The sequence below is a fragment of the Streptomyces sp. GC420 genome, from assembly GCF_009916105.1.
Lineage (GTDB): Bacteria > Actinomycetota > Actinomycetes > Streptomycetales > Streptomycetaceae > Streptomyces.
The window spans coordinates 1-11,826 of sequence record NZ_JAAAXQ010000264.1 but is presented as its reverse complement, the minus strand read 5'-3'; the positions used below and the strand labels follow the sequence as shown (position 1 = coordinate 11,826).

Annotated in this window: 5 protein-coding genes; 1 reads left to right on the top strand and 4 read right to left on the bottom strand. The window is 71.8% G+C overall.

The window, feature by feature from the left end; genetic code table 11:
* Positions 1-86 precede the first annotated feature (86 nt).
* The gene (locus GUY61_RS26780; protein WP_166632817.1) at positions 87-563 is read right to left on the bottom strand and encodes a hypothetical protein; all 477 of its coding nucleotides are present in this window, start codon (positions 561-563) and stop codon (positions 87-89) included.
* Positions 564-740: 177 nt separating this feature from the next.
* Between GUY61_RS26780 and GUY61_RS26775 the strand changes: the two genes are divergently transcribed.
* Positions 741-2,648 carry a hypothetical protein gene (locus tag GUY61_RS26775; RefSeq protein ID WP_166632816.1) on the top strand — a complete coding sequence of 636 codons (1,908 nt, stop codon included), beginning with the start codon at positions 741-743 and terminating at the stop codon, positions 2,646-2,648.
* Positions 2,649-3,368: 720 nt separating this feature from the next.
* Here the strand turns inward: GUY61_RS26775 and GUY61_RS26770 are convergent.
* The 3 genes from GUY61_RS26770 to GUY61_RS26760 form a co-directional block, all read right to left on the bottom strand.
* Complete coding sequence (locus tag GUY61_RS26770; RefSeq protein ID WP_166632815.1) at positions 3,369-4,037, bottom strand: DUF4230 domain-containing protein; 669 nt, start codon at positions 4,035-4,037, stop codon at positions 3,369-3,371.
* A 202-nt stretch (positions 4,038-4,239) separates the two neighbouring features.
* Positions 4,240-9,621: a pullulanase-type alpha-1,6-glucosidase gene (pulA, locus tag GUY61_RS26765; RefSeq protein ID WP_166632814.1), complete on the bottom strand. Its 5,382-nt coding sequence runs from the start codon at positions 9,619-9,621 to the stop codon at positions 4,240-4,242.
* Positions 9,622-9,795: 174 nt separating this feature from the next.
* On the bottom strand, positions 9,796-11,487 hold the full coding sequence (locus GUY61_RS26760) for a carbohydrate-binding module family 20 domain-containing protein (RefSeq protein ID WP_166632813.1): 1,692 nt from the start codon (positions 11,485-11,487) through the stop codon (positions 9,796-9,798).
* Positions 11,488-11,826 lie beyond the last annotated feature (339 nt).

The following is an 11,826-nucleotide window of genomic DNA, read 5'->3' as shown; positions in this document are numbered from 1 at the left end:
CACGGCACCTCCGGAACGCCCGCCGGGCCGTCGCCGCCGGCCGTGGCACCGGCGGCGACGGCCCGGCGGCCGCGCGTCCGGGCGGCTCAGTGGCCGCTGTGGGACGCTCCGTCCGAAGGAGTTCCGGAGTGCTGCGAGTGGTCCGTACCCGTCTCCAGTTCACCGCCGAGGATGCCGCGCAGTGCCGTGACGACCTTCCGGTCCCCGACGGCCACCCAGCGCTTGCCGACGAGGTACTCGCCCCCGTAGTCCTTGGCGCCGTCGATCCATTCCCGCTTGCCCGTCTCGGTCTTGAAGGTGATCATGACCCACCGGCCCGCTTCGGTCTCGCAGTTCGCCTGCCGGAGCTCCTCGGCGTCCGTCTGCATGTTCGGCTCGCACTTCACCTTCGCGGCGAGCTGCTCCAGCGTTCCGGTGGCCGCCGGGGGCACGGCGCCGTCCTTCCCGCCGTCGCCGTCGTCCTGTGTGCCACCGCCGCAGCCGGCGGCGGCCACGGCCAGGACGCAGGCCACCGCCGCCGCTCGGATCACGCCGCTGGTTCGGATACGGAATCGCTGACTCATCCGCCCATCGTGCAACACGCGGGCAGAACTTGTGAGCGAACCCGTCACTCCCGGGATGTGACCCCGGTCCCTCCTCCCGTCCCCGCGCACCACGCCGGCCCCGTCACGGCCACCCGCGCACGTTCCTCCCACACGTCGCCCTCGCGGGTGAGGTGACCATCGGACGATTCGCTCGTTTTGCTGAACGTGCCCACTCAGGAAGCCACCGCGCAGGTCTCCACCGGCCCCGTCGACGTCGAGCAGGCGGAGGCCGCCCTCGTCGAGCACTATCCGCGCCTCGTACGGATCGCCTACCTGGTGCTGCCGCCGGGCCTCGGCCAGAGCCGCCGGGTCCTGACCGCCCACTCCGTCGTCCAGCACGCGCTGCCGCGCAATCGCGTCCCCGAGCAGCGGACCGGGGGCGACCCCGGATACGCCTGTGTGCGCACCCGGGTACTGCGAGGCGCCCTGGGGGCGGGGCGGCCGCCACGGCGCTGGGCGCTGCCGCGGCGTGCGCAGCTGCCGCCGCTGCTGCCCCAGGTGTGGGGCCTGCGACTGTTCCCGCGTTCCGGCGGCTCGGACGAACTGGTCTTGGACCAGAGGCTGTCGGGGCTGTCCGCTCCGGCACGCGCGGCATGGGTGCTGCGCGGCCTGGAACGGCTCGGCGACGCCGAGGTGCAGCGGGTGCTGGCCGCGGCCGGGGTCCAGGACATCGAGGAGGCGCTGGCCGAGGCGGACGAGGTCAGGGCGCAGTACGCGCTGCTGGAGTCCCCCGAGTTCGACCCGTGCCTGCTCCAGGCCAGGCCGCCGGACCTGATGCGGCGCAGGCAGCACACCCGGGCGGCGGCGGTGGCCGTGGCGGCCCTGGTGGTGTGCGGCGTGCTGCTGGGGCTGCCCGGAGAGGGCTGGGGGCCGGACGGGGCCGCGGCTCCCCCGTACGCCCGCAACCCGGCCGCCGAGCAGGCCCTCGACCCGGCGAACCTGGTGAAGGCCGAGCCACGGGCGTGGAAGACCTCCGCGCGGACCGACTTCTCCGCGTGGCCCGCCCGCGGCGACCGCGTCGACGACGAGAGGCTGCTGCGCCGGGCGCTGGCCGTCTGGGCACGCCCCGGCGGAACGGTGCAGGTGTCGGCGACGCCCGGGACCCCCTCGGGGCCGCCCGCGGGCCCGGCCCAGCTGTTGTACGCCGGCGAGGTGGACCAGGCCGCGGTGGTGCTCCTCCACGACGGGTTCCGCCTCGTGCGCTACGCGGAGGCCCGCGACGGAGGTACGGCCGGCGCCGCACTGGACTTCGCGCGGGTCGACGGCGCGGACACGGCCACCGCGAACGCCGTGGTGGCGGGCCGCGCGGACGGCAATGTGCGGTACCTCACCGCACCGTGGGTGCGTGGCGTGGCGGTTCGGAACCTGCTGAAGCCCGCCGAGAGGGCCCAGCCGCTCTCCCGCCGCGGGGACGGTGTCACCGGGATCACGGCGAGCCCCGCCGTCGGCTCGGGATGCCCGCACTGGAACGTCCTGCAGCTTCGGGACGACACCGGCACCCGGCTGATGACGGATCTCGGCGAGATCACCCCTGCCCGCCTGACCTCCGGCCCGCCCTCGGCCCCGCACGACGTCACGGACCGGGCCGGGCTGGCGGCCTGGTCGCGCACCGCCTGCCTGCTGCCCTCGATGCGGGCGAACGGGGTGCGCTCCGTCAACTCCTGGGCGTACGCGCGGCAGACGTTGCCGGAGGGCGACGGCGTGGCGCGCTGGCTGTGCACCCGCGCCGACACCTGGCGGGGCACCGGCAGCCGGGTCCTGGCGCAGGTGCAGGCGCCTGCCGAGTCGCCGGTCGCGCCGGGTGCGGTGGCGGCGCGCGCCGAGGACTCACCGGCCTGCGGTCCGCGCTCCCCGCAGGTCCTCGCGGGCGTGCTGTGGAAGTCGCGGGCCGGCCGGTGGTACGTGCTCGCGGCGGGCTCCCGGCAGATCGCCTCGATCAGCACGTCGGGCGGCGTCACGGGTACCGGGCGGGGCCCGGTGCTCGCGCTGCCCGCGCGCGAGGGCGCGCACGCCGAGCTGAACGCCGTGCTGTCGGACGGCACGGAGCTGAGCGCGCTGGGCTGATCCCAGGACGCCTCCCGTCCCGCCCGGGGACACCCGGGGACACCCGGGTCCGCGCCGGCCCCCTGGCGCCGCCTCGGGCCACCGGACCGCCCGCCGGACCGCCCGCCTCGGGCCGACCGCCGGGCCACCAGGACCCCGATCACGGTGCCGACCGCCGGACCGCCGCCCCGCAACACCGAGCCCTCGCGCGCGCCCGACCGCCGACCCGCCACCCGAGCGCGGTCCGGCCGTCCCAGCCCCGCCTTCACGCGGTCGCGGCACCGACCGCCGGGGTACCGGACCGCCCTTGGGGACAGGCACCTCGCCCCCGAGACCGGGGTCGCCGGGTCGCCGGGTCGCCGGGTCGCCGGGTCGCCGGGTCGCCGGGTCGCCGGGACCATGATCCTGCCGGAGCGGGGCGGTCGCGCCAATCCTGCCTTCGTCCGGTGAAGCGACCGTCAGGCCACCAGGGTCACCCGGATTTGGCGGGCGCCCAAGCTCCCGAGCGCCTGCCCCGGTGGGGCCGCCGGGGCCGCGGTCCCGGCGGCCGGCGCGAGGCACCGCCCCGGGCGCGCCTTGACCCGGTTGCGGCGCCGAACACCGGGTACCGGACCGCTGGCGCGCCGGACGCCGGATCGCGGCGTAAAGGAGGTTCAGGGATACGCGGGGCGCCCGGGTCGGGTGTCCCCGTCCTGGGGCGGCCGCTCGGGCCGGCCCTCGCGCCAAATGGCGCACGGACCGTCAGGCGTAGGTGACCGTGACCCGCTCGAAGCCCAGGGAGTGCAGCAGCCCCTCCAGCATGCTGGCGGTGTTCTTCTCGGCGCGGGAGACGAGTTCGCTGTCCTTCGCCGCCTCCCCGATGTGCTTGGCCGCGAGCCGGTTGACCTCGCGCTCGTCGCCCGGGTTGTCGGAGAAGAAGTCGCCGAGCCGGTCGAGGAACCCGCGCTGCTTGGTCACGGCGTAGGAGCGGTCGGGGTCCAGGGCGGGCTTGCCCAGCCTCGCGTTCGGGAGGCGGAGCGTGGCGACGGTGCGGTCCTCGTTGACGGTGACGTCGTGCTCGCCGATCTTCCCGAGGTCGACATAGGCGCTGACGGTTCCGGCACCGACGTAGAGCGTCCTGCTGCCGCGGACCGAGTCCGGCAGGAACTTGGCGTCCTTGTCGAGGTCGACGACGACCTGGAAGTTGCCGTCGGCGGCCTCGTAACGGCTGATGTCCTGGATGGACTTGAGCAGGGCCGGGCCCGAGCGGTCGTGGGTCTCGGTGCCGAAGACGTCGTCGAGTCCCGGCAGCAGGTTCAACCGCCAGACCGCGGTGACCAGCGCGAGGAGCAGGACGACGACCAGCGGGACCGACAGCCACCAGGGCAGGTGGAGTCGTGCGGGGCGGATTCGTGGGCTGTCGGACGGCATCTCGGCGGACACCTCCAGGCACGCGGGGAGCGAAGAAGGGCCAACTCTGTTGAATGTGGAGCGACTTCTCTTGTTGTCGGATGCCCGCGCCACGTCCGCCCACTCCCCGCGGCGGGGGCGTGTTTCCCCGGGGCGTCCCCGCGCACGCGTACGCCCGCTCCCCGGGCGGGGAGCGGGCGTGTCGGGCGCGGGGCGGCGGGGATCAGTTCCGCTCGAACACCGCGACGGTGCGGGCCGGGACCGTGAAGGTGCCCGAGGCCTTCTCGTACGACGCGGACTTCACCGTGTCGTCCGAGCCGTCCGCCTGCACCTCGTGCAGGGCGTATCCGGTGCCCGCCAGCGAGGCGACCTCCTGCGTCCGCCGCTCCGGCGTGGCGTTGAAGACGACGACGAGCTCGCCGAGCCTCATGGTGATCACTCCGGGTGTCTCGTCCTTGCCGGAGAGCGGGAAGGACAGCGCGGCCTGCACGCCCTGTGCCGTGGACTGGCTGAAGGCCTTCTCCGTCCTACGGATCCTCAGCAGGTCACGGTAGGCGGCCGAGGCGCCCTCGATCTCCGCGCAGCCCGCGCGGAGTCCGGGTGCGGTCAGCAGCGGCTTGGCGTAGGGCCACTTGGAGCGGTTGTCGGCGGCCGGGGGCAGACCACGGCCGAACCCGTTGCCGGCCCGGCAGTCCCAGTGGATGGCGTTGAACCAGTCCCCGCTGTCGTAGGAGTTGCGGTCGAGGGACTTCGAGCGCAGCAGGTCGGTGCCCGCCTGGGACAGCGCCGGGCCCTGGGAGAGGGCGGCGGTGGCCATGGCGAGGACCTGCATCCGGGCCCGCTCGTCCGCGCCGACGGTCTTCGGCAGCTTGAAGGCGAGGGCGTCGAACAGCGACTCGTTGTCGTGCGCGTCGGCGTAGGCGAGGGCGTCGCCCGGGGCCTCGGCGTATCCGGCGGGTGAGCCGTTGTAGTCGACCTCGGAGCCCTTGACCTCCTTGCCCGACGTGTCGGTGAAGGCGTAGTCGGCGAGGTTGCCGGACAGGCCCACCTTGATCAGGTCCTGGTAGTGCAGCAGCCTGCCCCTCTGCTCGGCCTCGGTGCCGTTGGCGTCCGAGCCGTTGGGCTCGGTGTAGAGGCCCGAGGCGAAGCCCTGCACGCCCGGGTCCTCGTCGAAGGGTCCGCCGCCGCGGACGGCGTCACGGGCCCGGTCGGAGAACGTGGCGACGCCGGTGCCCGCCATGTTCTTCTGGGTGGCCTGGACGAACCGGGCGTCGTCGGCGATCTCGCCGAAGTTCCAGCCCTCTCCGTAGATGATGATCTTCTTGCCGTCGACTCCGTCCTTTTCGGGCGTGAGTGCGTCCAGGGCCTTCCTGACGGCCATGATGTTGGCCTTGGGGTGGTGGCCCATCAGGTCGAAGCGGAAGCCGTCGACCTTGTACTCCTTGGCCCAGGTGACGATCGAGTCCACGACGAGCTTGCCCATCATGGCGTTCTCCGGCGCGGTGTTGGCGCAGCAGGTGGAGGTGGCGACGCTGCCGTCGGCGAGCAGCCGGTGGTAGTAGCCGGGGACGATCCGGTCCAGGACGGAGGTGTCGGCCTGCCCGGCGGCGGTGGTGTGGTTGTAGACCACGTCCATCACGACGCGCAGCCCGTCCTCGTTGAGGGCCCTGACCATCTTCCGGAACTCGACGGTGCGCTCCGTGCCGTCCGGGTCGGAGGCGTAGGAGCCCTCGGGGACGGTGTAGTGGTAGGGGTCGTAGCCCCAGTTGTAGGCGTCCCCGGCCGCGCTCTTCGCCACGCACTCCTGCTGCCGGTCGGAGTCGGCGGGGTAGGACTTCAGGTCGCAGTCGGGGCTCTGCGCGCCGCTCTCGGGGATCGTCGCGATGTCGAACGCAGGGAGCAGGTGGACGTAGGAGGTGCCGGACTCGGCGAGTTCGCGCAGGTGCCTGGAGCCGTCGCTGTTCTTCTCCGTGAAGGCGAGGTACTTGCCCTTGTTCTTCGCGGTGGGGTCCTCCACCGAGAAGTCCCGGACGTGCAGTTCCTGGATCTGCGCGTCCCGCAGCGGGACCGCCGCCGGCTTCCGCAGGCTGTTCCAGCCCTTGGGCGCCAGGTCCCCGTCGGCGAGGTCGGCGACGACGCTCTGCTCGGAGTCGGTGGTGAGGGCCACGGAGTAGGGGTCGGTGACCTCGTTCGTCACCAGCTTTTGGACGCTCGGCGCCCAGACGGTCACGGCGTACGTGTACTTCTCGCCGTACCAGGAGCGGTTGCCGGTGACGGACCAGACGCCGGAGGCGGCGTCGCGGCGCATGGCGACGGTCTTCCCGCCGAGCCTCAGGCTCACCTTCCGGGCGGTGGGCGCCCACAGGCGCAGCGTCGGGGTGCCCTTGGCCGAGAAGGTGGCTCCGAGCCTGGCTCCGGTGGCCTTCGCGGCGTACAGGTCGTCGAGGACCCCGGCGAGCTGCACTCCGGTGGCGGTCAGGACCGCGCCTGCCCCGGCGGCCCGCTGGGTGGCGACGACCTGGCCGCGCAGGGCCTCGCGGATCCGGTCGCGGTCGCGGGGATCGACGGAGTACGCGGTGTGCTTCGCGAGGTGCGGGAACTTCTTCTGCTGCGCGTCGCTGAGCGTGGTCCTGTTCAGGCGGAGCCACTTGGCGTCGCCGGTGACCTGCCCGTCCTCGACGGCGATGGAGCCGTCGCGGGAGTACAGCAGCTGGCTGGAGGCGGCGGCGTCGCTGCCGTTCCAGGCGATGGTGTTCTCGTCGATCCACACGGCCGCGGCCTTGGTGAGGTCCAGTGCGGCGCCGCTGCCCTTGGGCTGCGGGAGCAGGTACTTCTCCTGGCCGCCGAGCAGCCACACCTCGTGGCCGACGGCCTTGAGGTCGAGGGACTGGTCGGAGGGCAGGTCCTTCTCGTCGCCCTTGTGGATGATGTAGCTGAGCGAGCCGGCACCGTCGGCGAGCGGCACCTCGAAGACCGCGCCGTAGGCGTCGGTGCGTGCGGGCTCCAGCGGCTTCGACCAGTCGGTGGGCTGGGCGGCGCCGGTCCAGACGTGCAGGCCCCAGCCGTCGTAGTCGCCGTCCGCGCGCTTGTAGTGCAGGATCGCCTTCGAGGTGTCCTGGGGCGGGTAGGCACCCTCGGGGGCCTCGTCCAGGGCCTTTTCCCTGCCCTGCTCGACCCAGACCTCACCGGTCTTCGACAGGTCGATGGTGCGGTCGGCGGAGACGTCCTTGTTGCCGTCCTTGTCGATGACGAGGTAGCCGACGCTCGAAGCTCCCGGCTTCAGCTTGACGTACGCGAAGGCGCCGTAGGCGTCCCGGCCGGTGAAGCCGTGCCCGTCGGGCCAGGTCGTGCTCTCGCCGTCCGCGATGTCGCCCCAGGCGTAGAGCCTCCAGTCGGTGTAGTCGCCGTCGGGGCGCTTGTAGTGGACGATCGCGTAGTCGCGCTGGGTGGCGGTCGGGACTTCCTCGGCCGGGGGCTCGCCCGCAGTCGTCGTGGCGAGGCCGGAGGCGGTGCGGCCCTTGGAGTCGATGACGACGGCCTTGTACCGCACGGCCGTTCCGGCGTCGGCGGTGATCCTGTGCGTCACCTTGTACGGGGCGTGGTCGGCGGAGCCGAGGACCTGCCACTTGCCGCTCCCCTGCTGGGCGGCGAAGACGACCCGGTTCAGCCGGCCGCCGTCGACGTCGGCGGAGACCTCGACGGTGCCCGTGGCGCCCGCGGCGGGGGCCTTCAGCTCGACGGACGGCGCCGCGGCGGGTGCTCCCAGGGGCCGGGCGGCCTTCAGCACGAGTGAGGACAGCGCCGGGACGGTCACCTCGATCTTCTTGTCGTCCCCGCTCCGCACAGTGCCCGAACCGCCGTAGACGGTACGGAAGTCCATGTCCGCGGAGCCCGTGGGGACCGCGGCGGTCCTCGCCTCCTCGGCGTTGTTGACGGCCACGACGTACTCGGTCTTCGACTTCGCGTCCGTACGGGAGAAGGCGTACACGCCCTTGCCGTCGTCCGCGTGGCGCTCGGTCTGGACGCCGTCGGCGAGCGCCGGGTTGTCCTTGCGCAGCTCGGCGAGCGCGGCGATCTGCCGGTAGAGCGGGTGGCTCGTGTCGTACGCGTCCTCGGCGTGCGTGCGGTCGGTGCCCAGCCGGTCGTCGTCCAGGTAGTCGGCGGTCTTCGAGGCGAAGAGGGTCTGGCGGGCGTCCTTGTCGCCGCCCGCGCCGGTGAAGCCCTGCTCGTCCCCGTAGTAGACGACCGGGTTGCCGCGGCTGAGGAACATCAGCTCGTTGGCCAGCCGGTACCGCTTGAGGAGCTCGGCGTCGCCGGCCCCGGCGTTGTCCTGCTTGAGGAACGTGCCGAAGCGGCCCATGTCGTGGTTGCCGAGGAAGGGCACGGACTCGTAGGCGTTGGCCTTGTCCGTCGTGTACTTGTAGTCGTCCGCGAACAGCGCGGACAGCCCGGCCGCGGAGCCGCCCTGCGAGGCGTACTGGCGGGCGGCCTCCTGGAACGGGAAGTCCAGCGTCGAGTCGAGCCGTCCCTCCCTCACGTACCGGGAGGTGATGGAGGTGTCGGCGGAGTAGACCTCGCCGAACATGAAGAAGTCGTCGCGGCCGTGCTTGGCGGCGTAGTCGTCCAGGGCGGTGGCCCACTGGGTCCAGAACTCGGTGTTGACGTGCTTGACGGTGTCGATGCGGAAACCGTCTATCCGGAAGTCACGCACCCAGCGCTGGTAGATCTTCTCCATGCCCGTGACGACCTCGGGCCGCTCGGTCCACAGGTCGTCGAGCCCGACGAAGTCCCCGTGCGCCGAGGACTCGCCGGCGAAGGTGGAGTCACCGCGGTTGTGGTACATCTCCGGGTCGTTGAGCCAGGAGGGGACCTTGGTGTTTTGCTTCTCCGGGGCGACGACCGGCGTACGCGGGAAGGAGTCCTTGTCGGTCTCCGGGAACCTCCTGGTGCCGTCCGCGTAGTCGGCGTCGTCGAAGGGCACGCCGTCCTTCGTCAGATAGGGGAAGGCTCCCTTGGAGAGGTAGCCGTAGGACTGTTCCTTGTAGTCGACGACGTCCGCGGTGTGGTTGGTGATGACGTCGAAGAAGACCTTGATGCCCTTGGCGTGGGCCTTGTCGATCAGCGTCTCGAGATCCTCGTTGGTCCCGAAGTGCGGGTCGACCTGCGTGAAGTCGGTGATCCAGTAGCCGTGGTAGCCGGCCGACGCGTCCTTGCCCTCACCCTGCACGGGCTGGTTCTTGAAGATCGGCGCCATCCACAGCGCGGTGGTGCCGAGGCCCTTGATGTAGTCGAGCCGCTTGGTGAGCCCCTTGAGGTCGCCGCCCTGGTAGAAGCCCTTGTCGGTGGGGTCGTAGCCGGTGGTCAGCCGTGACCCGGTCAGGCCGCCCCTGTCGTTCCCGGTGTCGCCGTTGGCGAAGCGGTCGGGCAGCACGAAGTAGAACTGCTCGCGGGTCAGGTCGTGCCGCGCGGGCTCCCTGGCCAGGGCGGCGTCCGACGGCGGCGCGGGGGGTCGCGGCGCGGCCGCCGCCGGTACGGCGGGGACCAGCGACGCGAGGAGCGCGGCCGCGACGGCCGTCGCGGCTCTTCGCACAGGGGGTCGTATCACGGAGCTCGTTCTCCTCTAGGAGGGTGGTGCGGAGGCGGATCGGTGGGTCGGGTCCCGGCTCCTCCGGCGCTCGCGGCGGGGGCCGTGGAAGCCCCGGGCGTGCGCCGCGTCGGGGGGCGGAACGAAGATCGGGGCGTGCCCCGCACCGTGGTGCGGGACACGCCCCGGAACGGGTCAGGAACGCCAGGTGTCGTTCAGCGTCACGAGCCCGCTCGAGGGCACCGTGGCCGTGCGGTTGGCACCGCTCTCCCAGGTGACGTTTCCTGAGGCGTCCTTGCGGAGGTACTTGTAAGCGAAGGACGTGCCGGCGGGGAGCGCCACGTCGAGCTTCCAGACCGGGTAGCTCGCCGAGGACAGCTGCAGCGCGCTGCCGGTGCTCCAGTTGCCGAGCGCCGCCTGGTCGCCGGTGACGTAGATGTTCTCGCCCCACGCGGTGGTGGCGTTCACGTTGAACGAGGCGCCGGCGGCAGGGTTCTCGCCGCCGCCGGAGCAGCCGGTGGCGCCCACGTGCAGGGCGACCGCCGTGTTGGCGCCGAGCGTGGCCGTGAACTGGCCGGAGCCGTTCACCGTCACGGCGGTGTTGTCCTGGACGTTGCAGTAGGTGCCGGCGGGCAGCGAGGTCTGGAAGGTGCGGGTCAGCGAGGACGACTCGTGGTTGATGGCCACGTACGCCTTGCTGCCGCGTCCGAAGGCGATGGCGTCCGCCCCGTTGTCCCACCAGTTCGTGACCGCCTGACCGCGCGCCGCATTCCTGAACGCGACCATGGACGAGATCTCGCGCCAGGCGTGCTGGCACTTCCAGCCGTTGCTGTAGCAGGCGCTCACCGAGCCGCCCGACGGCGGGCCGGCGTCCTTGTCGGACCACTCGTAGCCGGAGTGGACGTCGGGTGATCCGTAGGGCCAGGCCAGCATGAAGACGTTGGCCAGGGTGTAGTTGGCCCCGTCCTTGTAGCTGAGGGTGTCGCCGCCGCGCTCGGTGTCGTGGTTGTCGACGAAGACGGCGGACTTGCCGGACTCCATGAAGCCCCAGCCGGTCCCGAAGTTGCCCAGGTAGGCGAGGTTCTCGTTGTTGAAGACCTGCTTGAGGCTGCGGGCGTAGCGGAACTCCTGCACATCGCCGTTGCCGAGGTACTCGCTCGGGGAGACGGCCTCGCCCGCCCCGTAGATGGCCTCCTGCTTCCAGTAGACACCGGGGTTGCTCAGCCGGCTCTTGATGTTGGCGAGGTCGGCGGCGGGCATGTGCTTGGCGGCGTCGACGCGGAAGCCGTCGACGCCGAGCGAGAGCAGGTCGTTCATGTACGCGGCGATCCGGCCGCGTACGTAGTCCTCGCCGGTGTCGAGGTCGGCGAGCCCGACGAGTTCGCAGTTCTGGACGTTGGCCCGGTCTCCGTAGTTGCTGATCTGGGAGCGGCAGTCGTCCATGTCGGCACCGGAGTAGACGCCCGGGTAGTTGTACTTCTCGTACGACGACCCGCCGGTGCCGGTGCCGTTGCCGGCCGCCATGTGGTTGATGACGGTGTCGACGACGACCTTGACGCCCGCGCCGTGACAGGTGTTCACCATGCTCTGGAAGGCGGCGCGGTCGCCGAGGCGTCCGGCGATCTTGTAGCTGACGGGCTGGTACGAGGTCCACCACTGGCTGCCCTGGATGTGCTCCTGGGGCGGCGAGACCTGGACGTAGCCGTAGCCGGCCGGGCCCAGGGAGTCGGTACAGGCCTTCGCCACGGACGCGAAGTTCCACTCGAACAGGACGGCGGTGACGTCCTTCTCACCGGGCGGCGCGGCCTGTGCCGTGGTGGGCGCCGCGACGGCCACAGCGGCTCCCGCCACCAGGGCGAGTGCGGCGGCCACGGTCTTTCTGGCCATTGTTCCTCCTGCTGATCAGGGGAGGTGCGGGGGGTCGGTGCAGCAGCCTCTGCGGCAACGCGCCATGCCCCGAAGGCCTTGAAGGTTCTTGCAGCAAGGATTCAACTACTTGCCGCGCAGCAGACCGTACGAGCCCCAGGAGGAACGGTCAACCCCTCTGACACGACCCGGACATCGCCGCGAAATCTTGCTGTTTCCCCTCTGCAAGGACTTTCGCAAGAGATTGCGGCGGTGTTACTTTCAACGAAGACTCCGGTCCGTCCGGCCGGGGGTTCCGGGCACCACCGGACCCCACGCGCCCGGCCGGGCGGGCCGGTCTTCGACAGGGAGGCCCGGGGC